The following is a 23,976-nucleotide window of genomic DNA, read 5'->3' as shown; positions in this document are numbered from 1 at the left end:
GACAAGATGGCGTGACCGACAACGGCAGATAACAAGCGGGCCCCGATCAAGATGACCGGGGCCCGTTTTCAAAGCATGGCCAGCTTGATTCTGCAGCAGAGTGCGCTCAAGGCAGCACCATAGGGCCAGCGACAGTGGCCGCCACCTCATCCCCACGCAGCACCCGGACCAGTTCAAGCGCAAACTCGATGGCGCTGCCCGGCCCCTGACTGGTGATAAGGCGATGAGCCTCATCCCTGACGACCCGCTCACGTGACAGCTGCGATGTCGGTAGTCGGGACTGAAAGCCGGGATGACAGGTGACGATGGCACCATCCAGCAGCGCGTGATGTTGCAAGAGCACCACAGGGGCGGCGCATATGGCAGCGCGCCAGCGGCCAAGAGCGGCCTGCTCTTTGAGCAGATCGATGGCCAGCGGGGTATCGCGGATCACTTCGCTGCCGGGCAGACCACCGGGTACCACGATGGCTTCAAAGTCCCGACGGGTCAGCTCGTCGATATGACAATCGGCCACCAGCTGTACCCCGCGCGACGCTTTTACCTGCCGGGATCCGGCAGGGCAGCAAGAGGCCAGCACCACCTCGATGCTGGCGCGCACCAGGGTATCGACAATGGCGACCGTCTCTATCTCTTCCGACCCGGGGGCCACCAGCACCAGTACACTCACGTTCGCCTCCTTGCAGCTTGCTCTGCCATGTAGAAGATCAGACGGCCTGACTCTTCTCTTTGATCGCCTGATAGAGACCCTGATTGACCGGTACGGCGATGCCATGCCGGGCTGCCTTGGCCAGCAGGAAGCCGGTGATGGCCTCAATCTCGGTCTCGCGTCCCAGCTCCATATCCTGATGCATGGAGGAGTAATTGTCAGCGGTCAGTTCCACCACTGTCATCACCCGACGTTGCAACTCCTCTGCCGTGGTCGCAACTCCTTCGGCACACATCACATCCGCCACTTCCACGCAGATCTGCTGCAGGGCATCGGCAAAACGGGGGCCAGCCAGCTCGCCATTTTTCAGCTTGTAGAGGGCCGTCAGGGGATTGATGGCACAGTTGATGGCCAGCTTTTGCCACTGGCGCGTCAATACCTGCTCATCCCAACCAGCCTGACCCAGTGCCAGCGCCAGCTCGTCCGCGAGCGCGGCATGGGCCTTGGCGGCATCGTTGATCGGGCCAAGCCAAGTTTCCCCCTTGCCAGTATGACGGAAGACAAAATGGCCGCACTGCATGGCGCCATGGCTGGTGACACCGGCAATCACCGGATTGTGCGGGAACATCTCGACCACCTGCTCGGCAATGCCCATCCCGTTGTGCAGCAGCACGATTGGCACGCTGGCATCGAGCTTACCCACCAGCGGCGTCAGTGCGGCAATCACCTGACTGGCCTTGGTCATCACCAGCAGACGCTGGATCTTGCCGGGTTTGCTGACAAACCCGCGCTCGATATTGAGCAGCTGAACATGCCCCTCCAGCGAGGTGAAATCGATCCCCGGATGGAGCGTGGACTTATGATGTTCGCGCAACAAGACACGGGTGGATTGACCACTCAGGGTCAACAGGGAGGCAAAAACGCCGCCGAGGGCGCCACAACCCAACAGTGACCACTTCGGAGTAACGGGTGGAATAACGGGCTGTCGGGAATTTTTTAATCCGCTTGGCATGGTGTGACTCTGTCAGGGTAAGGGTTGCAATCCTCTCAACCTGTTACCGGGGATAAGTGAAGATGTCGCTGGTGGACACTAACGGGTCCACCCGTCCTGTGCGCAGGGGATTCTAGCAGAGCAACCCCATCAAAATCAGCAAATTTGCCCGTTTTCTGGTAGATTTGCCCCCCGATAACGCAACATGAGGAGCTCCGGCTATGCCGTCATTCGATATTGTCTCTGAAGTCAAAATGAACGAGGTGTTGAACGCAGTCGACAACGCCAATCGTGAACTGGCCACCCGTTTCGATTTTCGTGGGGTAGAAGCCAGCTTCGAGTTGAACAAGGAAGAGGTAAAGCTGGAAGCCGATGCTGATTTCCAGCTCAAGCAGATGGTCGAAATCCTGCGCGGTGCCCTGCTCAAACGCAACATCGAAAACAGCTCCATGGAAGTGGGTGACTCCGTTCACTCCGGCAAACGCTTCCACCTGACCGTCAAGTTCAAACAGGGGATCGAGAAAGAGATCGCCAAGAAGCTGGTCAAGCTGATCAAGGACTCCAAGATCAAGGTACAGGTCGCCATCCAGGGTGATGAAGTACGTGTCACCGGCAAGAAGCGTGACGATCTGCAAGAGACCATGGCACTGGTCCGTGGCGCCGAACTGGGTCAACCGATGCAGTTCCAGAACTTCCGCGACTGATTTATCCACTCAGCCGTGGCGCACTTGATTACTCGCGCCACGCTATCTAAATCGCGGCCATAAAAAAACCGGAGCAAACGCTCCGGTTTTTTTGTACCCCAAGTTTTATTAGAACTTGTAGGTAGCGGCAAAATAATGGCCAATACCGGAAGTATCAGTCATCGGGTTATTAGATTCGTTATCACGAATCAAAGCCATATTGTTGAATACTTTCAAACCATATCCAACAGAATAGCGGTCAGAGTGCCAATAGATACCATTGAACCACTCGAGAGAATTGGATGCATTGAAGCCGTTATCAGCAATCTTATCGGCGCCAAATTTGTAGTCGAGATAACCTTGGTAGGAGATAAAAGAACCGTTGCTAAATGTATAGAATGGCTTAAACCAGTTAGTGGATACCATGTAGCCATCCCACTCACGCTCATTCTCTGCACCGTAGTTTTCGCGCACATAGCGGGCATAAGTGTTGAAACCCACTTTACCAAACCAAGGCACTTCAACATCAGAGCCCAAACCAATGTAGTGCTCAAACAGACCTTTGTCGCCTACGTTAGTTACAGTGGCAATATACAGCTCTTTAACTGGGCCAAAAGAAAGATCTGCACCAGTAAGGGCGTCCAAAGACATACGCGGAGCAAACTTGATGAACATATTGTCACCATTGTGACGGTCATCATGAGTACGATCCAGCAAGTCGAATACGTCAACGTAACCATACAAATCAAACAGACCTGAACGGCCACCAAACTCCATTTCGAAATAAGTAGTGTTCTGATTGTTGAAAGGAATGCGAGCATCAACGCTCTGCATTACGTTGAACTGCATCCACTTGTAGTCATTCTTGTGGATATCACCGCTGTAGTCAGCAGCGAAGGCCGGGGTAGCGGCAGCAGCCAGCAGACCGGCAGCGATCAGAGTCTTGGTAAATTTGGCCATTTTATTGGTCTCTTGTGCGTTAGTTGAGGTTTTCCGTAGCCTGCCCACAAGGAGCGAGAGGGATTCTAATCAAATAAAATTGGGGGTGAAACAACTTCTCGGGAACTTTATCCGGAAGTGTGAATCTAATCACCCCCGATTCTACGCAAACGCTTGCTATTTGTCAGCCGTTGAGAGCAACTCACTCCCTTTTCTGGCGACCAGCACAATCAACAACAACACGGGCAAGCCCAATAAACTGGTTCCGACAAAGAAGGCACTGTAGCCAATCTGCTCCACAACCTGTCCGGAAAAACCGGCCAGCAACTTGGGTAGCAGCAACATTACCGAGCTGAACAGGGCGTACTGAGTGGCCGAAAATGCCACATTGGTCAGGCTGGAGAGATAGGTCACGAAGGCCGCAGTAGCGATACCGGCGCTGAGGTTATCCAGCGAGATGATCAGCGTCAGCAGTTCCAGGTTGTGACCGACCTGATTGAGTAGGGCAAACAGCAGGTTGGTGCTGGCGGTGAGCAGCGCCCCCAAGAACAGGATGCGCAGCGTACCGAAGCGCATCACCAGCACGCCCCCCAGCGCAGCCCCCACTAGCGTCATAATGACGCCAAACACCTTGGTAATAGTCGCAACCTCGGTCTTGCTGAACTGCATATCCACATAGAAGCTGTTGGACATCACCCCCATCACCACATCGGCAACCCGATAGCAGGCGATCAGAGCCAGGATCAGCAGCGCCGAGCTGCCATAGCGACGAAAGAAGTCGGCAAACGGACACCAGACGGCCTCATAGCCCCAGGCCCCCGCACTCGCCAGCAGCGCAGGCCACCCTTTTTCCAGGAGCTGCGCCTTGCGTTCGGCCTGTTGTTTGCCCTGCTCGGCCAGATCGATATCCGGCTCGTGGCAAAACAGCGTGGTGATAACCCCGAGTGACATCAGACCCGCCATCACCAGATAGGTAATCTGCCAGCCACGATAGTCATAGCCGCTGTTGCTGCCAAACCACGCCGCCAGCGCCAGCGCACCGGCGCCCGCCATGATCATCGCCAGTCGGTAGCCGGTCATGTAAGAAGCAGCCATCGCCGCCTGTAGCCGCTCGGGGGCGGATTGATGCGATAGGCGTCGATGACGATATCCTGAGTCGCCGAGGCAAAGGCCACCAGCAGGGCAAACATCGCCAGCTGGGCCAGCTCGGTCTTGGGATCGCAGAACGCCATGCCGACCAGCGCGGCGGCAATCAGCAGCTGGGAGAAGAACATCCAGCTACGGCGACGCCCCAGCAGCGTGGAGAGCAACGGCAGCGGCATGCGATCCACCAGCGGCGACCACAGCCATTTAAAGCCATAGGCGAGCGCCACCCAGCTCATATAGCCGATATCGGTCAGGCTGACATCGGCCTCGCGCAACCAGAATGAGAGGGTACCGAACACCAGCAGCAGCGGCAGACCCGATGAAAACCCCATGGCAAAGAGAATAAACACCCGAAATTCGAGATAGACGGCGAGGGACTCTCTCCAGCTTGGTTTGCGGATCATGTTCAACTACCTGACGAATTTGGAAAAGTGCGTCATTTTGGCAGGTTGATGGCAGATAGCCAAGGCAAGCAAAGAGATAGGCAAAAGAAGCCCAGATAGAGAAAAGGCCCATCCCGAACGGGATGAGCCTTGTATTGTGGCCTGACGAGGACGAGGTGACGAACCGCGTCCGGCGAGAGTTACTTGCCCGCTTTCTTGTCGACTTTCTTGTCTGCCGGAGTTTCTGCCAGCAAGACCACCTTCTTCAGAATGATGGGACTGGTCGGCACATCGTTGGCGCGCAGAATGGGGCTGTAACCGGTCTGTACCTGAGCCAGTTTGTCCAACACCTCCATCCCCTGAACCACCTGACCGAACACGGTATAACCCGCAGAGCCACCGGCGTTGAGGTTATTGTTGTCGACCAGATTGAAGTAGAACTGGCGAGTAGCGCTGTCGACCGCCTGGGTGCGAGCCATGGCGATGGAGCCACGCTTGTTGGGCAGACCGCCACGCGACTCGTTGACCACAGGCTCATAAGTCGGCAGCTGCTGGAACTGCTGGTTGTAGCCCCCACCCTGCACCACGAAATCCTGGATCACCCGGTGGAAGATGCTGCCGTCATAGCTGCCATCAGCCACGTAACGCAGGAAGTTCTTCACCGTCTGGGGCGCCTGCTTGGACGCCAGCTCCACCACGATATTGCCGTGGTTGGTCTCCATTCTGACTTTCGGGCCCGCGAACGCCAGCGGGGCGATCAGCATGGCCAGCAACCAGAGTTTTTTCATCATCAGACCCCTGCACCGTTCGGTTGACCTTTCAGGTAACCGCGCAGCGCATCATCCGCCATGATCTGCTGCAGCACGCTACCCAGTTGCAGGTTCAGTGTAGACTCCAGATCGGCCATGCTTGGCTCGCTCGGGCTCTCCTTGCTGGAAGACATGTTGAACTGCTTGGTCAGACGGTTACCCTGGAAATCAGCGATCACCTGCAGGCTGACGCGGGACTTGGTGACATAGGTAAAGGTCTTCTCTTCCACATTGACTGCGGCGTTGGAGATCACCAGCGTCAGGTTGGTGGTGCCACTGTTGCCCACTTCGAGACCCTGGCTGCGCAGACCTTCGGCCAGCCGCTCGGCCATCAGCAGGTTGAGCGGACGCTCGCTGTTGACCAGCACGGGCGCTTTCTCTTTATGTTTGATGGAGAAGACGTAGGCAGCCTCACGCTTGTCTACCCCTTCCATGGTGATGCGATTGCCAGAGTAGTATTGCTGGTTGGCGGGGATCACCTGCGGATTGAGCAGCGCTGTCTCCGGCCAATGAGTGGCACACCCGCCCAGCATCAGGGCGGCCAGCAGCAAGAGTGACTTTTTCATCATGGTTTCCTTTGGCTTTAGCGTTTGATGGCTTTCAAAATAACGAATTTGCTGTTCGACGCAACGACTTGTGCGTTGGCAAACAAGCGCTTGAGTTTGTTGTGATAGTCCAGATGACGGTTGCCTACTATCCAGAGTTCCCCCCCCTGAGGCAACACCCGGTGCGCATCGCTGAACATCTGCCAGGCGATATGATCGGTGATCGCCTGCAACTGATGGAAAGGAGGGTTGCAGAGGATCCGATCCGCCGAGCCGACCGCCACCCCGTCGAGACAGTTATTGACCATAAAGCGGGCACGCGGCAGTGCATCAGGCAGATTGTGCTCGACGTTGAGCTGTGCCGAGGCGACTGCCATATAGGATTCATCGATAAAGGTCACCTCCACCTCGCTGTCTTTGGCGAGCAGCGACAGACCCAGCACCCCGTTGCCACAGCCCAGATCGATCACCTTGCGGGCACTGTGGATGGGCAGGTTGTCCAGCATAAAGCGGGCACCGATATCGAGACTGGTGCGCGAGAAGACGTTGGCATGGTTGTGGATGAGCATGCCACTCCCCTCCAGCGGCCAGACAGTCGGGAAGGGGTTGGCCAGCGCGGGACATTCAGCCTGCGGCTCGCAGTGAATGAGGCGCGCCTTCTTCCAGGCCAGCGAGGTACGGGTAGGCCCCAGATACTTCTCGAATAACTTGAGAGTTGAGGTATGAATATCCTTCGCCTTGCCGGCTGCGATAACGCGGGTTGCCGGTGTCACCACCGCACGCAATGCCAGCAGTTGCTGCTCCAATAGAGCCTGATATTTGGAGACCTTGATCACTACCAGCGCAGGGGCATCGGGCAGCGGCGCCAGCGCATCCTGCAAGCGGATCCCGCCTGCATCCAGCCCGTTTTCGGCCAGATTGGCCAGGGTCGCCCGCTCACTGATGTAGGAGTCGGTGACGCAGCAGGGGGAGTGCGGATGCAGATAGGCGGCCAGCGCGCCAAAACCGTCATTCATGATGATGACGGGGCCCGCCTGCTCGAGGGGAGACTCCGCCAGGGTATTGATCAGATATTCGTCAGCCGCATCCCAGGCTTGCAGGGTCTCCTGACTCTGGCGCGGATAGCGGTAGAGCGTGAGCTGGCAATGGGGAGTGTCGAGAAGGGTTTGCATAGGAAGAGTCCAACCTCGGCTTGATTCGTGTATACAGGCGCCAGGGGCGACGCAAAGTGGCGCTATTCTAGCGAGGAGCAGGAATTTCACCAGTTCGATGCGCATCAAGAGAGCAACTGGCGGGTGATTTCCCTCTTACGGGGGCTTATTCCATCCCGCGACTGCCGATAGAATGGCCCGACATTCACTCTGGAAGCCGATCCGATGACCATCCAACAACTGATTGAAGCCAAGCTGACCGCCGCCCTCTCCCCCACCGTGCTGGAGGTGATCAACGAGAGCCACATGCACCGTGTGGAACCGGGATCTGAGAGCCACTTCAAGGTGGTGATCGTCAGCGAGCAATTTACAGGGCAGCGGCTGCTGGCCCGTCATCGTCAGGTCAATGCTGTGCTGGCCGACGAGCTGGCCGGTGCCGTTCATGCACTGGCACTGCATACCTACACAGAGACCGAGTGGCGGGAAAAAGGCCACGCCCCGCGCACCCCGAGCTGCGTTGGCAAACCGTCACTCTCCTGAAACCGGTTGTACCACAGGATTTCCCTCAAGAACCTGCCAACAAAAATTAAACAAATTTCCCCCATTGGCCCCGAAAAGGCTACATCCAAGGGGGTATATTTCGGCATCAAGGCGTTTTTGCTGATAGTGGAGGCAACGGCAAATACCCCCATCGAGGTATCGAAATAAAAAAACCTTTAAAACCACTACTTACAAGGTGTCAGGGGCTTATTCATTGCAGGTTAATTTTGTGATGGCACGGGGATTTTGCCCATTTGGCATGGCAGAAAATGCACCTTAAGTGGTAAACTCAAGCGCTTTTGAGTGAGCCTGCATGTTGAATAATTGTTGAGCCTGCCCACCTGGCGCAACCACAACATCGACTCATTCAACCACCCGTCGTGATGTATTTCTCGGCGCTAACCAACCTCTCCCGTAACGGTAGTGCAAGTAAGTATGATTACAATCAAAAGAGGACTGGACATCCCCGTGCTGGGTGCGCCAGAGCAAGTAATCTACGATGGCCCCGCCATCACCCGTGTTGCGACACTGGGCGAGGAGTTTGTGGGGATGCGACCTACTATGTTCGTCAAAGTAGGTGATCGCGTCATCAAAGGTCAGGATCTTTTTGAAGACAAGAAGAATCCGGGCGTTAAATTCACAGCTCCTGCCACCGGTGTGGTTTCAGAGATCAACCGTGGTGCCAAACGTGTTCTCCAGTCTGTGGTCATCGACCTGGACGGTTCCGATGAACAGGTGACGTTTGAGCATTTTGCCTCTGCCGAGCTGGCCAAGCTCGAGCGCAGCAAGGTGCAAGAGATCCTGGTCGCATCAGGTCAGTGGACTGCGTTGCGTACCCGTCCGTTCAGCAAAGTCCCCGCGGTAGCGTCTGCCCCGCGCGCCATCTTTGTGACTGCAATGGACACCAACCCGCTGGCAGCCGATGCCGAGCTGATTATCAAGGAACAGCCGCAGGCCTTCCTCGATGGTCTGGCCGTATTGACCCGCCTGACCGACGGCGCCGTCTACGTCTGTAAAGGCGAAGGCAGTCTGCCCCACTCTCCGCTGGCTCAGGTCAAGGAAGAGATCTTCGTTGGTCCGCACCCTGCCGGTCTGCCGGGTACCCATATCCACTTCCTGGATCCGGTCAGCAGCACCAAGGTGCAGTGGCACATCAACTATCAGGATGTGATTGCATTCGGCAAGCTGTTCACCACCGGTCAGATCTTCACTGACAAGGTGATCGCCCTGGCTGGCCCGAACGTGCTCAAGCCGCGTCTGCTGCGTACCCGTCTGGGCGCCTGCATCAGCCAGCTCACCAACAATGAGCTGCGTGCCGACGAAAACCGTATCATCTCCGGTTCTATCCTGAGTGGTGCCAAAGCCGAAGGTGTTCACGACTACCTGGGCCGCTACCACAATCAGGTTTGCGTGCTGGGTGAAGGTCGCGAGAAAGAGTTCCTGGGCTGGATCAACCCCAGCGCCAACAAGTTCTCTATCACCCGTACCACCCTCTCTCATCTGATGAAGGGCAAGCTGATCAACTTCACCACCACTACCAACGGTAGTGACCGTTCCATGGTGCCTATCGGCAACTATGAGCGGGTGATGCCACTCGACATCCTGCCGACCCTGCTGCTGCGGGACATGGTCTCCGGCGATACCGACGGTGCGCAAGCACTGGGCTGCCTGGAGCTGGATGAGGAAGATTTGGCGCTCTGTACCTTTGTCTGCCCCGGCAAGACAGAGTACGGCCCGATCTTGCGTGAGTGCCTGACCAAGATTGAACTGGAAGGTTAAGCGATGAGTTTCAAGCAACTTCTTGAAAATATGGAACACCACTTCGAACCGGGTGGAAAGTACGCCAAGTACTATGCCCTGTTCGAAGCGGCGTACACCCTGTTCTATACCCCGGGTAGCGTTACCCGCAACGCCTCCCACGTTCGTGATGCGCTCGATCTGAAGCGCATGATGATCATGGTGTGGCTAGCCGTGTTCCCGGCCATGTTCTGGGGCATGTACAACGTTGGTAACCAGGCGATTGCCGCCATTGCCCACATGGGCTCGGCTGCTGGTGCCAGCAGCTGGCAATATGCCCTGGCTACCATGCTGGGCGCCTCCCTCGATCCGGCTGTTGCCGGTATCGGCAGCAAGATGCTGATTGGCGCCACCCACTTCTTCCCGATCTACATCACCGTCTTCTTTGTCGGTGGTTTCTGGGAAGTGCTGTTCGCCATGGTGCGTAAACACGAGATCAACGAAGGCTTCTTCGTAACCTCCATCCTGTTTGCCCTGATCGTGCCGCCCGAGCTGCCCCTGTGGCAAGCTGCACTGGGTATCACCTTCGGTGTGGTGATGGCCAAAGAGGTGTTCGGTGGTACCGGCAAGAACTTCCTGAACCCGGCGCTTGCTGGCCGTGCGTTCCTGTTCTTCGCCTACCCGGGCCAGATCTCCGGTGACGCCGTATGGGTTGCCGTTGACGGCTTCTCCGGCGCGACTGCCCTGAGCCAGTGGGCCCAAGGCGGCCAGATGGCGCTGATCAACGGTGCAACCGGCCAGGCTATCAGCTGGATGGACGCTTTCCTGGGTAACCTGCCTGGTTCCATCGGTGAAGTCTCTACCCTGATGATTCTGCTGGGTGCCGCCATGATCGTCTACATGCGCATCGCCTCCTGGCGCATCATCGCCGGCGTGATGATCGGTATGATCGCCACCTCCCTGCTGTTCAACGTCATCGGTTCCGATACCAACCCCATGTTCAACATGCCGTGGCACTGGCATCTGGTACTGGGTGGCTTCGCCTTCGGTATGGCCTTCATGGCGACCGACCCTGTCTCCGCAGCCTTTACCAACAAAGGCAAGTGGTGGTATGGCGCCCTGATCGGCGTAATGGTCGTGCTGGTTCGCGTGGTCAACCCTGCGTTCCCGGAAGGCATGATGCTGGCCATTCTGTTTGCGAACCTGTTTGCTCCCCTGTTTGACCACTTCGTCGCTCAGGCAAACATCAAGCGGAGGATTGCTCGTGGCGTTTAATAAAGATTCAACCCTCGGCACCGTCAGCGTGGTCACCGGCCTCTGTCTGGCCTGTTCCATCGTGGTATCCGTTGCCGCTGTGGGCCTGCGTTCTACCCAGCAGGAAAACAAGGCGCTGGACAAGCAAAGCAACATTCTCGCCGTAGCCGGTGTGGATGTGAGCGAAGTGGCCAAGCGCGACCTGGCCAAACTGTACGGCGAGAAGATCGAAGCGCGTCTGGTGGATCTGGCGACCGGTGACTTTGTTGACGGCGATGCCGACAACTTCGACACCAAGCAGGCAGCCAAAGATCCGGCCCGCAGCATCCGTCTTGCCGCCGCTGACGACAAGGCCAGCCTGCGTCAGATCTCCAAGCAGATCCCGGTGTTCTTCGCCAAGGATGCCGAAGGCAAGATCGACAGCATCATCCTGCCCATCTACGGTCAGGGTCTGTGGTCGACCATGTATGCCTTCGTGGCCGTTGCCGCTGATGGCCAGACCATCAAGGGCATCACCTACTATGACCACGGTGAAACCCCGGGTCTGGGTGGCGAGATCGAAAACCCGGCCTGGCAGGCGCTGTTCAAGGACAAGAAACTGTTCGACCAGAATGGCATGCCGGCGCTGCGCGTCATCAAGGGCCATGCTCCGGCGGGCTCCGAGCACGAGATCGATGGTCTCTCCGGTGCCACTCTGACCGGTAACGGCGTACAGCATACCTTCGACTTCTGGATGGGTCCCAAGGGCTTCGGTCCTTTCCTGGCCAAGGTTCGTGCAGGAGAAATCAACAATGGCTGACAAGAGCGAAATGAAGAAGTTGCTGTTGACGCCTGTGCTGGGCAACAACCCCATCGCCTTGCAGGTGCTGGGCGTCTGTTCTGCACTGGCGGTTACCAGCCAGATGAAAACTGCGTTTGTAATGACCCTCGCGGTCATGGCGGTCACCGCCTTCTCAAACCTGTTCATCTCCCTGATCCGCAACCAGATCCCGAACAGCGTCCGGATCATCGTGCAGATGGCGATCATCGCCTCACTGGTTATCGTGGTTGACCAGGTGCTCAAGGCTTACGCCTATGACATCTCCAAGCAACTGTCGGTCTTCGTGGGTCTGATCATCACCAACTGTATCGTAATGGGCCGCGCTGAAGCGTACGCCATGAAGAGTGCCCCGCTGCCCTCCTTCCTGGATGGTATCGGCAACGGTCTGGGCTATGGCGCCATTCTGCTGAGCGTCGCGACCGTGCGTGAACTGCTGGGCTCCGGCACCTGGTTCGGCATCGAGTTGCTGCCGCTGGTGAACAACGGTGGCTGGTATGTGCCCAACGGCCTGCTGCTGCTGCCGCCGAGTGCATTCTTCATCATTGGTCTGATCATTTGGGGCGTACGCACCAAGGATCCCAAGCAGGTGGAGGCGAAGGATTAAGGTATGGAACACTATCTGAGTCTGTTGATTAAATCGATCTTCATCGAAAACCTGGCACTCTCCTTCTTCCTGGGGATGTGTACCTTCCTGGCGGTGTCCAAGAAGGTAAAGACCTCCATGGGTCTGGGTATTGCCGTTATTGTGGTGCAGACCATCGCGGTTCCTGCCAACAACCTGATCTACAACTACGTGCTTAAAGATGGCGCTCTGGTATCCGGTCTGGATCTGAGCTTCCTGAGCTTCATCACCTTCATCGGTGTGATTGCAGCACTGGTACAGATCCTGGAGATGGCGCTGGACAAGTACTTCCCGGCACTCTACAACGCGCTGGGTATCTTCCTGCCGCTCATCACCGTGAACTGCGCCATCTTCGGTGGCGTCTCTTTCATGGTGCAGCGTGACTACAACTTCATGGAGTCTGTGGTCTACGGTGTGGGTTCAGGGGCAGGCTGGATGCTGGCGATCGTTGCGCTGGCTGGTATCCGCGAGAAGATGAAGTATTCCGATGTTCCGGAAGGCCTGCGCGGTCTGGGCATCACCTTCATCACCGCCGGTCTGATGGCGCTGGGCTTCATGTCCTTCTCTGGTATCTCCCTGTAATCGGCTTTCCTGCAATCAGAAAGGAACGATAGATGGAAATTATTTTGGGTGTGGTCATGTTTACCGTGATCCTGCTGGCACTGGTGGCAGTCATTCTGTTCGCCAAGTCCAAGCTGGTGACCGCGGGCGACGTGACAATCAGCATCAATGGTGACCCGGCCAAGGCTGTGACCAGCCCGGCCGGTGGCAAGCTGCTCGGCGTGCTGGCTGGCAGCGGTATCTTCGTCTCCTCCGCCTGTGGCGGCGGTGGCTCCTGCGGCCAGTGCAAGGTACGGGTGAAATCCGGTGGCGGCGACATTCTGCCGACCGAACTGGATCACATCAGCAAGGGCGAAGCCCGTCATGGTGAGCGTCTGGCCTGTCAGGTTACCGTTCGCTCCGACATGGATATCGAACTGCCGGAAGAGATCTTCGGGGTGAAGAAGTGGGAATGTACTGTTATCTCCAACGATAACAAGGCCACCTTCATCAAGGAGCTCAAGCTGCAGATCCCCGATGGCGAGAGCGTACCGTTCCGCGCCGGTGGTTATATCCAGATTGAAGCCCCGGCTCACCACGTGCACTACAAGAACTTCGATATTCCCGAGGAGTATCGCGGTGACTGGGATCGCTTCAAGATCTTTGAGCTGGAGTCCAAGGTCGATGAGCCGATCATCCGTGCCTACTCCATGGCCAACTATCCGGAAGAGTTCGGCATCATCATGCTGAACGTGCGTATCGCGACCCCGCCCCCGAGCAACTGGACTGCCCCTCCGGGACAGATGTCCTCCTACATCTTCAGCCTGAAGGCTGGCGACAAGGTGACTATCTCCGGTCCGTTCGGTGAGTTCTTCGCCAAAGACACCGATGCCGAAATGGTATTCATCGGTGGTGGTGCGGGTATGGCACCGATGCGTTCCCATATCTTCGACCAGCTGCGTCGCCTGAAGTCCAAGCGCAAGATGAGCTTCTGGTACGGTGCCCGTTCCAAGCGCGAAATGTTCTATGTCGAAGACTTTGACATGCTCGCCGCCGAGAACGAGAACTTCACCTGGAACGTCGCGCTGTCTGATCCGCAACCGGAAGACAACTGGGACGGCTACACCGGCTTCATCCACAACGTGCTCTACGAGAACTATCTCAAGAACCACGAAGCACCGGAAGATTGCGAGTTCTACATGTGTGGACCTCCGGTGATGAACGCTGCCGTCATCAACATGCTCAAAGACTTGGGCGTTGAAGACGAAAACATCCTGTTGGATGACTTTGGTGGTTAATCCATGCACAGTGTTGTAAAGACCTGGCTAGCCTTCGGGCTAGCCTTTTTCTTGACTGGGTGCGGTCAGGAGACGGTCCAATCCAAGCCGGAGATCCACATCACCGGTAGCACCATGGGCACTTACTACTCCATCAAGGTGGCGGACAGCGCCATCAGCGATCCGGCCAAGCTTCAAGCTGAGGTGGATGTGTTGCTGGAGCGGGTCAACGACCAGATGTCGACCTATCGCCCCGATTCCGAACTGTCGCGCTTCAACCAGAGCCGTGACAACAAACCGGTAGTGGTCTCCCGCGATACTGCACGGGTCGTCACAGAGGCCATTCACATTGGCCGTGAGAGCCAGGGGGCGCTGGACGTCACCGTTGGCCCCTTGGTCAATCTGTGGGGCTTTGGCCCGGACAAGAAGCCGACCAAGGTCCCCTCCGACGAGCTGATCACCCAGACTCGCCAGAAGACCGGTCTGGGCAACCTGCACGTCATCACCTCGGTGGATGCCGATACCCTGCAAAAAGATATTCCGGACCTCTACGTCGATCTCTCCGCCATCGCCAAGGGCTTTGGTGTGGACAAGGTAGCCGAGTATCTGGAGTCACTGGGTGCGCGCAACTATCTGGTGGAGATTGGCGGCGAGCTGCGGATCAATGGCGTCAACGGCAAGGGTCACCCCTGGCGCGTGGCCATCGAGAAGCCCACCGCAGGCACCGGCACGGTGCAAGAGGTGATCGTGCCCGGTGACAACGGGGTGGCCACCTCCGGCGATTACCGCAACTACTATGAACTGGATGGTCAGCGCTTCTCCCACACCATAGATCCGCGCAGCGGCAAGCCGATCCAGCACCGTCTGGTGTCGGTCACCGTGATCCACCCCTCCTGCATGACCGCAGACGGGCTGGCCACCGTGTTTATGGTGATGGGGACCGAGAAAAGCCTGGCCTATGCCAACGAGCGCGGCCTGGCGATCTTCGTGATCACCAAGACGGACAACGGCTTTGAAGAGGCTTACTCCGATGCCTTCAAGCCCTATCTGGTCAAGAAGTAAGAGGTAGAGATGCAGATTTTTCTGATCACCTTCGGGGTATTCATGCTGGTGATAGCCGCCATGGCTATCGGTTACATCTTCCAGAAGAAGACCATCTCCGGCTCCTGTGGCGGTCTGGGTAGCGTCGGCATCGAGAAAGAGTGCGATTGCCCGGAACCCTGCGACAACCGCAAGAAGAAGATGGCCAAGGAAGAGGCCCGTCGCAAGATGCTGGAAGAGAACCGCATCATCTGATGACTCTGGTTTTTCGGTAAACAAAAGCGCGCCATCGGCGCGCTTTTTACTGGCCGTTATCTTGCGTTAACGGTCAGGGCTGACGTTCGATATAGAGGATCACCTCGCCAAGATGGATACCGAACTTGCTGATCTCGGCACGATTGATCAGACGATCTTCGTCCAGCAGGTACATCCAGTCATCGAAGCTCACCCGCACCACCTCGCCATCCGGTAGCGCCAGATCGAGCTGATAACGCCAGTTGAGGGCGAACCCTTGGCTTTTACCCACCGCCTCTCCCACCACATCGGAAGCAGTACCTCGCCAGTGACCGTCAACCCCCTTGCTCAGATACCAGGTACGGGTCTGCTGGCGGCCATCATCAAAGTAAAACTGTTCGAACAGCTCTCCCTTGCCATCCTTCCAACGACCCACCATCTCGACCCGAAAGCGACTGGTCACTTCGCCGCTGCGGTCGGTCACCAGGCCGTGAGCCACCAGTTTGCCGTTGAAGAAACGGGCGAGATCCCAGTTTGGCCCCTGCCCCCGATAGTCATCGAGACTGGCACCACAGCCACTCAGCAGCAAAAAGGGGAGCAACAGCAACCAGCGGTATGCACGATAGAAAGACATCAGAGACTCCATGTTCAGGGTTGGCCACGCAGGCGGCGGGTCAGGGCGGGATCGCGGCTGTTGTCAGCCAGCCAGATGGCGAGAAAAGCGGCCGAGAATTGCGGATCGGCCAGAGTGCCGAGGGGTTTTTCCTGCCACCAGAAGTGGCCTGCCCCGCCCTTGTCGACATAGAATGTGAGCTTGTCGCCTGCCTGCACATCGGGCCAGAGTGCTGCGAGCTGGCCGAGCCAGCGCTGACGCTCGGCATCAGAGCCAAGACCGAGTCGCTGCCACTCGGCGGCAGTGGCGCTCAGCAGATCTTCCCGCTCGATGGCTCTGGCATAGGTGAGGGTCAGTGCCTGCGGATAGTGACCGGGCTGATAGCGCCCGCTCGCACTGTAGAGGGTGGCATCGTAGAGCTTGAACCAGAGCCAGTTCATCTCCCCCTGCCCGACCGGGCGCAACTGCTGCCAGGGGGCTGCAGAAGCCTGCACCGCGGTTGCAGCAAAGAGCGTAAACGCCAGCAGTAGCGGGTTAATTCCACCCCATATGCCAGTGGTTGGGGTCTTCCAGTTCATGCCAGTCCATCTCCTGTTCTTGCAGGGTGTTGATATCCTGCATCACCACCTGCACCAACTGCCCCTGCGCATCCCGCTGGCAGGCAACCACCAGATAGAAGCGATCAGTCAGCTCATGCTGGCTCTCTTTGGTCCATTTGGAAAAAAGCAACGAGTCGGTCGAAAAGGTGTTTGTCATGACTCACCCTCCAGCTTGACCATTACCCACAGGAGTACGGGTAACCACCACATCCAGATCACTGCCAGCAGCGCCGTGCTGATCCAGATGCCCCAGGGTAAGTTTACTGCCCCCATGGCGGCCCCCGCCACATAGGAGGAGGCACCGCCAAATACGCCAAACAGCGCCTGCTGCCAGCGAGGCAAGCGCAGCAGCCAGCGCATACCGTGGGCCAGCGTCAGGGCAAAACCGAGCCAGAGCAGCACCAGCCAGAGGGGAAAACCGGACGGGAAACGGAACAAGCCGAGCTGCCAGAGCAGCACATCCAGCAGACAACCGGCCACCGCGATGGGGAGCAGCCGCCAGTCACGCCGGCGGCTGGGCGAGAAGAGAAAGTGCAGCAGCAACATTGCCAGCAGCGGGCCCGGCTGCTGCCACTTCACCGCCAGCAACCAGTAGAGGTTGAACCCCAGCAGGTGAGCCCACTGCCACATGGTCAGTGACCGCTTACTGGCACATCACCCGACCAGCCAGCGGGCCCCGGCTTGGCGGCCTCCAGCTGCACCAGACTGATGGTGCGCTCCCAGAATCCCCCCTCGCAATAGGCGAAGTAGAAGTGCCACAGCCGGATGAAATCCTGGCTGTAACCGAGCTTGGGCAGCTCGGGCGCCAGCGCCAGAAACCGCTCGCACCAGTGAGCCAGGGTGCGGGCATAGTGATGGCCGTGATCGTGCAACCGCACCAGCTGCATGTCAGTCTCCCGCGCCAGCAACCCCGCCATCTGGGAGACGCTGGGCAGGCAGCCACCGGGGAAGATATAACGCTGGATAAAATCGACCCCGCGCAGATACTGGGCGTGGCGCTGATCGGCGATGGTGATGGCCTGAATGAGCAGACGGCCACCGGGTTTGAGCAGCCGCGACAGCTGGCGGAAATAGTCGGGCAGGAAGGCGTGGCCCACCGCCTCGATCATCTCGATGGAGACCAGCTTGTCATAGGTCCCCTCCAACTTGCGGTAATCCTCCAGCAGCAAGGTGATGCGATCCCCCAGCCCCTCCCGTGCAATCCACTCCTTGGCATAGTCATGCTGGGCCCGGGAGATAGTCGTGGTGGTCACCCGGCAGCCATAGTGGCGGGCGGCATAGACGGCGAGGCCGCCCCAGCCGGTGCCGATCTCCAGCAGATGATCGTCAGGCCCCAGCGCCAACCGCTCGCAGATGGTGCGCAACTTGGCCTGCTGCCCCTCTTCCAAAGTGGCCTCGGCGCTCGGATAGATGGCGCTCGAGTACTGCATATGGCTGTCGAGAAACCCCTGATAGAGGGTATTGCCGAGATCGTAGTGGGCGGCGATGTTGGAGCGCGAACCGGTCAGAGTATTGCGGTTTAGCCAGTGGCGCACCTTGTTGAAGGGGAAGCTGAGCCAGCCGAGGCGCCGTTCGAGGGAATCGAGCAGGGTCAGATTGCGGGCCAGCAGCCGCACCAGCGCCACCGGATCCGGGCTGGTCCAGAGCCCCTCCACCCAGGTTTCCCCAGCGGCAATGCTGCCCCCCAGCAACAGGCGACGATAGAAGGCAGGATCCTGCACCACCAGTTCGGCATGCAGATCGGTACCCGCGACGCCAAAGCTGTGGCGCTCACCGCCATCCCGCAGCAGCAGCTGGCCATGTTCGAGGCGACCCAGCAGATTGAGCAGCAGTTGCCTTGCCCCCTTGTCGATGAAAGAGGCAGAGAGGGTTGATTGAGCAAGTTCCATTAGCGGCTCTCCGGATGGGTAAATATCGGGGTTCGTTTGATAAATAGACGCAGGGCCTGCCAGTAGATCCCGAGCAGCACCTTCATGGTCATCCAGGGCCAGCGGGCCAGCAGGGCCACCAGCCCCTTGCGCGACAAGGGTTCGCGAGTGAGCGCCAGGGTGGCGTCAAACAGCTTGGCTTCACCGGATACGGGATGACTCTCGATGTGGATCAGTGTCTCCTGCGCGGGCGGCCTGATCCGCCAGTGATAACGCATCGCCAGCCCCATAAAGGGGGAGACGTGAAAATCCTTGTCATGGGGCACCAACGCCGCCAGATCCAGCAGGTAGTAGTGACGCTCGTTCCAGGGGGTGTTCGACACCTCTGCCAGCAGATAGCGCGCCTCGCCCTGCCGGTAGCAGAAGTAGAAGTTGACCGGGCTGAAGTAGAACCCCAGACAGCGCACATTGCCGAGCAGCAGCACCCGCCCCTCAGGCTCGGCATCGCCACCCAGCTCGCTCACCTTCTGCCACACCGCCTGCTTGAGGCTTCCCTCACTCCCCTTGAGATAGTCATGGCGGTAAAATGAGAGCAGCCCTGAGCGCTCCACACCGAACCAGCGCCCCTGATCGAGCTGCGGCAGCTCGTCGAGATCCAGTCCCAGCATAAAGAGGCTGTAGGAGAAGGCGTGAGCCCGCGGTGCAAAACGGCGGTGGCGCACCGAGCCCTGCCAGATGGCGCTGGTGACGCCAGCCAGTTCGTCTGTGCGCTCATGTTCAGTGGCCACGGTGGCGCCGTTCATAGCTCGGCTCCGAAGCGCCTGGCGACATCCAGCGCGCTGCGCACCCCATCCTCGTGGAAGCCGTTGTACCAGTAGGCGCCACAGAAGTGGGTGTGCTGCTGGCCGCAGATCTCTGCGCGGCGATGCTGGGCGGCGATGGAGGTCTGATTGAACACCGGATGGTGGTAAACGAAGCGGCGCAGCACCTTGCTCTCATCCACCTTGCCCTTGGGGTTGAGGCTGACGCAGAAAGGCTCTGGCGAGTTCACCCCCTGCAGGATGTTCATGTTGTAGCTCACCAGCGGCCGCGCCTCGTCGTTGCCATCGAGCTGATAGTTCCAGCTGGCCCATGCCTTGCGACGGGTGGGCAGGCAGCTAGCATCGGTGTGGAGCCAGACATCGTTGGCCTGATAGGGCATGTCGCCGAGGATGGCCTGCTCCCGCTCGCCGAGATCCGCCAGCAGCGCCAGCGCCTGATCGCTGTGACAGGCGAAGATCACCTCGTCAAACTGCTCCTCGCCGTAACTGCTCTGGATCACCACGCCGTCCGCGTCCCGCCGTACGCTCTGCACCGGACAGGCGAGGCGGATCTGCGACTGCCATCCGGCGGTAAGGGGGCCGATATATTCCCGCGAGCCGCCCGGGATCACGTACCACTGGGGGCGATTGGCCACATCCAGCAGGCCATGGTTGGCAAAAAAGCGCAGGAAGAAGCCAAGGGGAAAGGCGCGCATATCGGCCAGGGTCGATGACCAGATCGCCGCTCCCATCGGCAAGATGTAGTGGCGGGCGAAGTAGTCGCTAAACTCCCCCGCCAGCAGAAAGTCTCCCAGCGTCAGCTCGGGGCCAGCCCCCTGATGTTGCCCATCTGACAGCCAGGCCCGTGCCTCCCGGTTGAACCGCAAAATCTCGGCGACAAAGCCGTAGAAGCGCGGACTCAGCAGATTGCTGCGCTGGGCAAACAGGGTGTCGAGGTTGTGACCGTTATACTCCAGTCCCTCCGGGCTCTTTACCGAGAAGCTCATCTCGGCCGGTTGGCGCGCCATGCCGATCCGTGCCAACAACTTCAAGAAGTTGGGGTAGGTGCGATCGTTGAAGACGATAAAGCCGGTGTCGATGGCATAGCTGCGGCCAGCCTGATTCACATCGACAGTGGCTGTGTGCCCCCCCAGAGTCGGCGCCGCCTCGAACAGGGTAATGTCATGGAGTTTGTGGAGCAGAAAACCGGCGGTGAGCCCCGAGATCCCTGAACCGACGATGGCGATCTTTTTCTTCATGAATGGCTTCCTTTCGATACGAGTGCGCGACCAAGGCGCAGCCAGAGCCCCACCGGCAGCGCACCAAGCAGGCGCAGCAACCAGATGAAACGGCGGGGAAAGTGGATCTGGTGACGACCAGCGGTCAGCCCGTCCATGATGGCGCGGGAGGCCTGCTCCACCGTCACCAGACAGGGCATGGGAAAATCATTTTTGGCGGTGAGCGGCGTCTGGACAAAGCCGGGGCGGATCAGGGTCACCCCGATCCCTTTGCTGGCCAAATCGAGGCGCAAGGTATCCGCCAGATAGTCGAGGGCCGCCTTGGAGGCGCCATATGCCTCGGCTCGCGGCAGCGGCAGCCAGCTCACCGACGAGCTGACGATGGCCAGCCGTGACCCAGCCCCGAGCAACGGCAAGAAGGCGGCCAAAGCATGGCCGGTAGCGGTCAGATTGGTGTCGATGACACGGGCAAACAGCTCGCTGTCAAACCCATCGCCGACATCCATGTACTCGCAGTTGCCTGCGTTGAGGATCAGCAGATCGAGGAATGGCAGCGTAGCAGCCACCCCGTTCATAGCGGCCAGATCCCGGGCATCGAACTGCAGCGGCGTGACGCCATCCAGCCCCAGCGCCTGCAGCCGTTCGCCATCGCGGCCACAACCCCACACCTGCCAGCCTGCCCGCAGGTAATCGAGCGCCAGTTGACGGCCGATGCCGGAGGTCGCGCCTGTAATAAGCACTCGGCCGCTCATGCGCCAAGCCTCATCTTGATAGTGCGCACCACGGGCCCGAGCAGCGGCAACTGCTCGTAGAGCATGGCGCCCAGGTCAAAATAGTCCCTGTGCTGGCACACCTTGCCCGCCTCGTCGAATTCGAGGCAGGTGGCCCCCTCCACCGTCACCGGCTCACCACCACGCAATCTGGGGTGAGAGAAGGTCATGGTCCAGCCGAGCCAGGCCTGCGGCCCTTGCTGCTGCTGACTGGTGATGACGAAGCGACAGTAGGCGAGGCGCTGATAGAGGGCGGCAAAATAGTCGCCAAGGGCCGCCAGCCCCTCGATACGGTGGGCCGGATCGGTAAAGACCACCTGTTCGGCATAGACCTCGGGCAAGCGGTGCAACTGCTGTTTGTCCAGTTGCTGATAGAGGCCAATAAAGCGGGCCAGCGGCTCGTTCATCCTATTTCTCCAGAGAGCGAAACATCTCGATGGCTCTCACCCGGGCAACGGCGTGATCCACCATGGGTGCCGGATAATCCTGTCGCCCCTTGAGTCGTAGCCAGTCGTGGGGCTGATGCACATAAGCGGCAGGAATATCGGCCAGTTCAGTTACCCAAGTACGGATAAACTCCCCTTGTGGATCAAATCGTTGCCCCTGAGTGGTGGGGTTGAAGACCCGAAAGTAGGGGGCCGCATCGGCACCGGTGCCTGCAGCCCACTGCCAGCCGCCATTGTTGGCTGCCAGATCCCCGTCGATGAGTCGACTCATGAAGTAATCCTCCCCGAGCCGCCAGTGGATATGGAGATCCTTGGTGAGAAAGCTCGCCACTATCATTCGCAGCCGGTTGTGCATCCAGCCGGTGGCGTTGAGACAACGCATCGCCGCATCGACGATGGGGTAGCCGGTGCGCCCCTCGCACCAGGCGGCGAAGGCATCCGGATCCCAGCTCCACGGCAAGGCCGCCGTCTCGGGCTTGAAGGGGCGATTCATCGAAAGAGTCGGGATCAGCACCAGCAGGTGGCGATAGAACTCGCGCCAGATAAGTTCGTTTAGCCAGACAAAGCCGGGCTGAGCCTTGGACTGGGGCCGATAGCCGAGCCGCTGCTGGAGCGCCGCCACACACTGGCGCGGGCTGATGATGCCCGCCGCCAGATAGGGGGAGAGCACAGAGGTGCCCGCGATGGCAGGAAAATCGCGGGTCTCGCCATAGTCGAGCACCGCCTGCTCCAGAAAAATGTTCAAACGACGCTGAGCTTCCGCCTCCCCCACTGGCCAGCGGGGATCCGCCGTCAGCTCGCCGAGCGCCTCATCAACCCACGCACGTTCGGCCAGCGGCTGCCACGGCAACGACTCGCCACGGGGCGCTGGGGCGCGATGAATGACAAACCCCTCTTCATCGAGGGCCTTGAGCCAGGCACGGCTGAAGGGGGTGAACACCTTGAACATCTCACCCGAGCCGGTCAGCACCCGCCCCGGCGGCAATACGCAACAGCCGTTGAACCAGTGACAGCTCACCGCCTGATCAGCCAGCGCGGCGCTGACGGCATGGTCGCGACGCTGCTCATCGATCTCGATAGCCTGATTGGCATAGAGCTGGGTCACACCCTGCTCGCGGCAGAGGTTTGCCAACGCAGCGGGCACCTCGGCAAAGGTCTCCACTCGCAGCAGATGGAGCGGGATGCCGAGCGCCGCCAGCTCGCGGCCCAACTCATCCACCTGCGCCAACATAAAGCGCTGACGGATGGGGGCCATTTTGTGCTGCCGCCACTGGGTAGGAGAGATGATAAAGAGCGCAGCGACCGGTCCATCACCGGCGCAGGCATGCCGCAGCGCCGGGTTGTCGGCAAGGCGCAGATCGTTGCGAAACCAGACCAGTTTCATGATTTTTTCCTCCCGCGTCCGCTGGCGCCAGCCGCAGCAGGTGCGTTCGCCATCAGCTCGGCAAGGCTCGCCTGCCAGCCGTGTGCTTTCAGCCACTCATCGTCGTAGAGACGACCCAGTTCGCCAAACAGGCGCGTGCCTGCGGGCCACTCGGCGGCCAGCTCCTGTTTGCCAAGCCCTGCCCCCAGCAATACCAGCCAGGGGGTAACGGCACGCCCCTCCAGCAAGCTGGCATGGCGCGGCTCGACCGCCCCCAGCAGTTGCACCTCATAACCCTGACCGATCAACTCGTAGGCGGCCCAGACCAGATCGAGGGGGCCGACTTGCCCCCAACTCGCCAGCGTGATCGGCACGCCCTTCTCCTGCTCGATCAGGTGGCGGGCGAAGCGGGTATGGAGCCAGCCCAGCCACACCTGTTGCAGCAGCTCGCCATCCGGCCGCTCGCGCCACAGCCCCAGCAGCCGCTCCACCAGCGGTTGCAGTATCCGGCTGCGCACCAGCTCGAACGGGTAGCTAGCCAGCAAATCGTTGAGCTCAGCCTCCGCCTTGCGCTGGTTGAAGGCGAGCAGTGCCTGACTGAACAGCTCCAGGGTCTGCTGCCAGTGATCGCTCACCGGCTCTGAATGGGGTTCGCTCAAGAGCCCCTTCACCTGCCCGATACTCACTCCCCGCTCCAGCCAGCTCAGGATCTCGCCGATTTGGCGGATATCCTGCTCGCTGTAGAGGCGGTGGCCCTTTTCGGTGCGGGCCGGTTGCACCAGACCGTAGCGGCGCTGCCAGGCGCGCAGGGTCACGGCGTTGACGCCGGTGAGACGGGAGACCTCGCGAATGGGGTAGATCCCCTCATCAGCCAGAGGAGCAACTTCTTGCGATAAATCAGACATGACAACGTCCATCAAA

General features: G+C 59.0%; 27 protein-coding genes and 1 pseudogene. 10 read left to right on the top strand and 18 right to left on the bottom strand.

What is annotated here, in order from left to right; all coding sequences use genetic code 11:
• Positions 1 to 106 precede the first annotated feature (106 nt).
• Positions 107 to 667 (bottom strand): DJ-1 family glyoxalase III, encoded by a 561-nt coding sequence (locus ACTG2O_RS08835; RefSeq protein ID WP_439975619.1) that lies wholly within the window; start codon positions 665 to 667, stop codon positions 107 to 109.
• 37 nt (positions 668 to 704) lie between these two features.
• Positions 705 to 1,658, bottom strand: a complete 954-nt coding sequence (locus ACTG2O_RS08830) for a ketopantoate reductase family protein (protein ID WP_026034994.1) — start codon at positions 1,656 to 1,658, stop codon at positions 705 to 707.
• Positions 1,659 to 1,858: 200 nt separating this feature from the next.
• Here ACTG2O_RS08830 and ACTG2O_RS08825 point away from each other — a divergent pair, with 200 nt between their 5' ends.
• Positions 1,859 to 2,341, top strand: coding sequence for a YajQ family cyclic di-GMP-binding protein (locus tag ACTG2O_RS08825; protein ID WP_005338634.1), 483 nt, complete (start codon positions 1,859 to 1,861; stop codon positions 2,339 to 2,341).
• Positions 2,342 to 2,449: 108 nt separating this feature from the next.
• On the opposite strand, the gene ACTG2O_RS08820 is transcribed toward ACTG2O_RS08825, so the two are convergent.
• The 5 genes and pseudogenes from ACTG2O_RS08820 to ACTG2O_RS08800 form a co-directional block, all read right to left on the bottom strand.
• The gene (locus ACTG2O_RS08820) at positions 2,450 to 3,280 is read right to left on the bottom strand and encodes a nucleoside-specific channel-forming Tsx family protein (RefSeq protein ID WP_019445895.1); all 831 of its coding nucleotides are present in this window, start codon (positions 3,278 to 3,280) and stop codon (positions 2,450 to 2,452) included.
• A 156-nt stretch (positions 3,281 to 3,436) separates the two neighbouring features.
• A pseudogene (locus ACTG2O_RS08815) lies at positions 3,437 to 4,815 on the bottom strand (AmpG family muropeptide MFS transporter).
• A 173-nt stretch (positions 4,816 to 4,988) separates the two neighbouring features.
• Positions 4,989 to 5,576, bottom strand: a complete 588-nt coding sequence (locus ACTG2O_RS08810) for a peptidylprolyl isomerase (protein ID WP_042053243.1) — start codon at positions 5,574 to 5,576, stop codon at positions 4,989 to 4,991.
• Between the two features lie 2 nt (positions 5,577 to 5,578).
• Entirely contained in the window at positions 5,579 to 6,163 is a 585-nt protein-coding gene (locus ACTG2O_RS08805; protein ID WP_005349692.1) for a YajG family lipoprotein, read from the bottom strand.
• 17 nt (positions 6,164 to 6,180) lie between these two features.
• The gene (locus ACTG2O_RS08800; RefSeq protein ID WP_368173699.1) at positions 6,181 to 7,314 is read right to left on the bottom strand and encodes a methyltransferase; all 1,134 of its coding nucleotides are present in this window, start codon (positions 7,312 to 7,314) and stop codon (positions 6,181 to 6,183) included.
• Positions 7,315 to 7,518: 204 nt separating this feature from the next.
• On the opposite strand from ACTG2O_RS08800, the gene ACTG2O_RS08795 reads away from it, so the two are divergent.
• The 9 genes from ACTG2O_RS08795 to nqrM all read left to right on the top strand — a co-directional run bounded on the left by ACTG2O_RS08795 (position 7,519) and on the right by nqrM (position 15,379).
• A complete protein-coding gene (locus tag ACTG2O_RS08795; RefSeq protein WP_042080732.1) occupies positions 7,519 to 7,833 on the top strand; it encodes a BolA family protein in 315 nt (104 codons plus the stop codon).
• A 435-nt stretch (positions 7,834 to 8,268) separates the two neighbouring features.
• The gene (locus ACTG2O_RS08790) at positions 8,269 to 9,612 is read left to right on the top strand and encodes a Na(+)-translocating NADH-quinone reductase subunit A (protein ID WP_005349684.1); all 1,344 of its coding nucleotides are present in this window, start codon (positions 8,269 to 8,271) and stop codon (positions 9,610 to 9,612) included.
• A 3-nt stretch (positions 9,613 to 9,615) separates the two neighbouring features.
• Entirely contained in the window at positions 9,616 to 10,845 is a 1,230-nt protein-coding gene (locus tag ACTG2O_RS08785) for an NADH:ubiquinone reductase (Na(+)-transporting) subunit B (RefSeq protein ID WP_005338642.1), read from the top strand.
• Positions 10,835 to 11,623 (top strand): Na(+)-translocating NADH-quinone reductase subunit C, encoded by a 789-nt coding sequence (locus ACTG2O_RS08780; RefSeq protein WP_005338643.1) that lies wholly within the window; start codon positions 10,835 to 10,837, stop codon positions 11,621 to 11,623. The genes ACTG2O_RS08785 and ACTG2O_RS08780 overlap by 11 nt, the downstream gene beginning before the upstream one ends.
• A complete protein-coding gene (locus ACTG2O_RS08775) occupies positions 11,616 to 12,248 on the top strand; it encodes an NADH:ubiquinone reductase (Na(+)-transporting) subunit D (RefSeq protein ID WP_005338644.1) in 633 nt (210 codons plus the stop codon). The genes ACTG2O_RS08780 and ACTG2O_RS08775 overlap by 8 nt, the downstream gene beginning before the upstream one ends.
• Positions 12,249 to 12,251: 3 nt before the next feature.
• On the top strand, positions 12,252 to 12,848 hold the full coding sequence (gene nqrE / locus ACTG2O_RS08770) for an NADH:ubiquinone reductase (Na(+)-transporting) subunit E (protein ID WP_005338645.1): 597 nt from the start codon (positions 12,252 to 12,254) through the stop codon (positions 12,846 to 12,848).
• A 32-nt stretch (positions 12,849 to 12,880) separates the two neighbouring features.
• Positions 12,881 to 14,104 (top strand): NADH:ubiquinone reductase (Na(+)-transporting) subunit F, encoded by a 1,224-nt coding sequence (nqrF, locus tag ACTG2O_RS08765; protein WP_005338656.1) that lies wholly within the window; start codon positions 12,881 to 12,883, stop codon positions 14,102 to 14,104.
• 3 nt (positions 14,105 to 14,107) lie between these two features.
• Entirely contained in the window at positions 14,108 to 15,145 is a 1,038-nt protein-coding gene (locus tag ACTG2O_RS08760) for an FAD:protein FMN transferase ApbE (RefSeq protein ID WP_005338666.1), read from the top strand.
• Between the two features lie 9 nt (positions 15,146 to 15,154).
• Positions 15,155 to 15,379: a (Na+)-NQR maturation NqrM gene (gene nqrM, locus ACTG2O_RS08755; protein ID WP_005338668.1), complete on the top strand. Its 225-nt coding sequence runs from the start codon at positions 15,155 to 15,157 to the stop codon at positions 15,377 to 15,379.
• 73 nt (positions 15,380 to 15,452) lie between these two features.
• Here nqrM and ACTG2O_RS08750 read toward each other — a convergent pair whose 3' ends face one another.
• Genes ACTG2O_RS08750 through ACTG2O_RS08700 form a run of 11 tightly spaced genes read right to left on the bottom strand, consistent with a single transcriptional unit; the run spans position 15,453 to position 23,960 of the window.
• Entirely contained in the window at positions 15,453 to 15,992 is a 540-nt protein-coding gene (locus ACTG2O_RS08750; protein ID WP_128816319.1) for a DUF3833 domain-containing protein, read from the bottom strand.
• 14 nt (positions 15,993 to 16,006) lie between these two features.
• Positions 16,007 to 16,549: a chalcone isomerase family protein gene (locus tag ACTG2O_RS08745; RefSeq protein WP_216956165.1), complete on the bottom strand. Its 543-nt coding sequence runs from the start codon at positions 16,547 to 16,549 to the stop codon at positions 16,007 to 16,009.
• Positions 16,506 to 16,727, bottom strand: a complete 222-nt coding sequence (locus ACTG2O_RS08740) for a TIGR02450 family Trp-rich protein (protein ID WP_005338671.1) — start codon at positions 16,725 to 16,727, stop codon at positions 16,506 to 16,508. The genes ACTG2O_RS08745 and ACTG2O_RS08740 overlap by 44 nt, the downstream gene beginning before the upstream one ends.
• Positions 16,724 to 17,200: a DUF2878 domain-containing protein gene (locus ACTG2O_RS08735; protein ID WP_216956168.1), complete on the bottom strand. Its 477-nt coding sequence runs from the start codon at positions 17,198 to 17,200 to the stop codon at positions 16,724 to 16,726. Before ACTG2O_RS08735 ends, ACTG2O_RS08740 begins: the two co-directional genes overlap by 4 nt.
• 2 nt (positions 17,201 to 17,202) lie before the next feature.
• Positions 17,203 to 18,459, bottom strand: a complete 1,257-nt coding sequence (locus ACTG2O_RS08730; protein ID WP_201945724.1) for an SAM-dependent methyltransferase — start codon at positions 18,457 to 18,459, stop codon at positions 17,203 to 17,205.
• Positions 18,459 to 19,241 (bottom strand): DUF1365 domain-containing protein, encoded by a 783-nt coding sequence (locus tag ACTG2O_RS08725; RefSeq protein WP_439845050.1) that lies wholly within the window; start codon positions 19,239 to 19,241, stop codon positions 18,459 to 18,461. Before ACTG2O_RS08725 ends, ACTG2O_RS08730 begins: the two co-directional genes overlap by 1 nt.
• Complete coding sequence (locus ACTG2O_RS08720; RefSeq protein ID WP_439975618.1) at positions 19,238 to 20,497, bottom strand: NAD(P)/FAD-dependent oxidoreductase; 1,260 nt, start codon at positions 20,495 to 20,497, stop codon at positions 19,238 to 19,240. Before ACTG2O_RS08720 ends, ACTG2O_RS08725 begins: the two co-directional genes overlap by 4 nt.
• Positions 20,494 to 21,228, bottom strand: coding sequence for an SDR family NAD(P)-dependent oxidoreductase (locus tag ACTG2O_RS08715; RefSeq protein WP_439975617.1), 735 nt, complete (start codon positions 21,226 to 21,228; stop codon positions 20,494 to 20,496). The genes ACTG2O_RS08720 and ACTG2O_RS08715 overlap by 4 nt, the downstream gene beginning before the upstream one ends.
• Positions 21,225 to 21,653, bottom strand: coding sequence for a nuclear transport factor 2 family protein (locus tag ACTG2O_RS08710; protein ID WP_439975616.1), 429 nt, complete (start codon positions 21,651 to 21,653; stop codon positions 21,225 to 21,227). Before ACTG2O_RS08710 ends, ACTG2O_RS08715 begins: the two co-directional genes overlap by 4 nt.
• Position 21,654: 1 nt before the next feature.
• On the bottom strand, positions 21,655 to 23,076 hold the full coding sequence (gene phrB, locus ACTG2O_RS08705; RefSeq protein ID WP_421255618.1) for a deoxyribodipyrimidine photo-lyase: 1,422 nt from the start codon (positions 23,074 to 23,076) through the stop codon (positions 21,655 to 21,657).
• Positions 23,073 to 23,960, bottom strand: a complete 888-nt coding sequence (locus ACTG2O_RS08700) for a MerR family transcriptional regulator (protein WP_439975615.1) — start codon at positions 23,958 to 23,960, stop codon at positions 23,073 to 23,075. Before ACTG2O_RS08700 ends, phrB begins: the two co-directional genes overlap by 4 nt.
• Positions 23,961 to 23,976 lie beyond the last annotated feature (16 nt).

This window comes from Aeromonas sp. 61P, assembly GCF_051919545.1.
In the GTDB taxonomy this organism is placed as follows: Bacteria; Pseudomonadota; Gammaproteobacteria; order Enterobacterales; family Aeromonadaceae; genus Aeromonas; species Aeromonas veronii.
Note: the sequence above shows the minus strand (reverse complement) of the source record. Positions and strands in the feature narration are given on the sequence as shown.

Bases quoted from the DNA above. Each gene is read 5' to 3' on its own strand.
- ACTG2O_RS08775 (WP_005338644.1), top strand. From the start codon at position 11,616: ATGGCTGACAAGAGCGAAATGAAGAAGTTGCTGTTGACGCCTGTGCTG.
- ACTG2O_RS08790 (WP_005349684.1), top strand. From the start codon at position 8,269: ATGATTACAATCAAAAGAGGACTGGACATCCCCGTGCTGGGTGCGCCA.
- nqrF (WP_005338656.1), top strand. From the start codon at position 12,881: ATGGAAATTATTTTGGGTGTGGTCATGTTTACCGTGATCCTGCTGGCA.
- phrB (WP_421255618.1), bottom strand. From the start codon at position 23,076: ATGAAACTGGTCTGGTTTCGCAACGATCTGCGCCTTGCCGACAACCCG.
- ACTG2O_RS08820 (WP_019445895.1), bottom strand. From the start codon at position 3,280: ATGGCCAAATTTACCAAGACTCTGATCGCTGCCGGTCTGCTGGCTGCT.
- ACTG2O_RS08810 (WP_042053243.1), bottom strand. From the start codon at position 5,576: ATGAAAAAACTCTGGTTGCTGGCCATGCTGATCGCCCCGCTGGCGTTC.
- ACTG2O_RS08700 (WP_439975615.1), bottom strand. From the start codon at position 23,960: ATGTCTGATTTATCGCAAGAAGTTGCTCCTCTGGCTGATGAGGGGATC.
- ACTG2O_RS08710 (WP_439975616.1), bottom strand. From the start codon at position 21,653: ATGAACGAGCCGCTGGCCCGCTTTATTGGCCTCTATCAGCAACTGGAC.
- ACTG2O_RS08795 (WP_042080732.1), top strand. From the start codon at position 7,519: ATGACCATCCAACAACTGATTGAAGCCAAGCTGACCGCCGCCCTCTCC.
- ACTG2O_RS08735 (WP_216956168.1), bottom strand. From the start codon at position 17,200: ATGTGGCAGTGGGCTCACCTGCTGGGGTTCAACCTCTACTGGTTGCTG.
- ACTG2O_RS08750 (WP_128816319.1), bottom strand. From the start codon at position 15,992: ATGTCTTTCTATCGTGCATACCGCTGGTTGCTGTTGCTCCCCTTTTTG.
- ACTG2O_RS08715 (WP_439975617.1), bottom strand. From the start codon at position 21,228: ATGAGCGGCCGAGTGCTTATTACAGGCGCGACCTCCGGCATCGGCCGT.
- ACTG2O_RS08800 (WP_368173699.1), bottom strand. From the start codon at position 7,314: ATGCAAACCCTTCTCGACACTCCCCATTGCCAGCTCACGCTCTACCGC.
- nqrM (WP_005338668.1), top strand. From the start codon at position 15,155: ATGCAGATTTTTCTGATCACCTTCGGGGTATTCATGCTGGTGATAGCC.
- ACTG2O_RS08730 (WP_201945724.1), bottom strand. From the start codon at position 18,459: ATGGAACTTGCTCAATCAACCCTCTCTGCCTCTTTCATCGACAAGGGG.
- ACTG2O_RS08830 (WP_026034994.1), bottom strand. From the start codon at position 1,658: ATGCCAAGCGGATTAAAAAATTCCCGACAGCCCGTTATTCCACCCGTT.
- ACTG2O_RS08785 (WP_005338642.1), top strand. From the start codon at position 9,616: ATGAGTTTCAAGCAACTTCTTGAAAATATGGAACACCACTTCGAACCG.
- ACTG2O_RS08740 (WP_005338671.1), bottom strand. From the start codon at position 16,727: ATGACAAACACCTTTTCGACCGACTCGTTGCTTTTTTCCAAATGGACC.
- nqrE (WP_005338645.1), top strand. From the start codon at position 12,252: ATGGAACACTATCTGAGTCTGTTGATTAAATCGATCTTCATCGAAAAC.
- ACTG2O_RS08805 (WP_005349692.1), bottom strand. From the start codon at position 6,163: ATGAAAAAGTCACTCTTGCTGCTGGCCGCCCTGATGCTGGGCGGGTGT.
- ACTG2O_RS08760 (WP_005338666.1), top strand. From the start codon at position 14,108: ATGCACAGTGTTGTAAAGACCTGGCTAGCCTTCGGGCTAGCCTTTTTC.
- ACTG2O_RS08825 (WP_005338634.1), top strand. From the start codon at position 1,859: ATGCCGTCATTCGATATTGTCTCTGAAGTCAAAATGAACGAGGTGTTG.
- ACTG2O_RS08720 (WP_439975618.1), bottom strand. From the start codon at position 20,497: ATGAAGAAAAAGATCGCCATCGTCGGTTCAGGGATCTCGGGGCTCACC.
- ACTG2O_RS08725 (WP_439845050.1), bottom strand. From the start codon at position 19,241: ATGAACGGCGCCACCGTGGCCACTGAACATGAGCGCACAGACGAACTG.
- ACTG2O_RS08745 (WP_216956165.1), bottom strand. From the start codon at position 16,549: ATGAACTGGAAGACCCCAACCACTGGCATATGGGGTGGAATTAACCCG.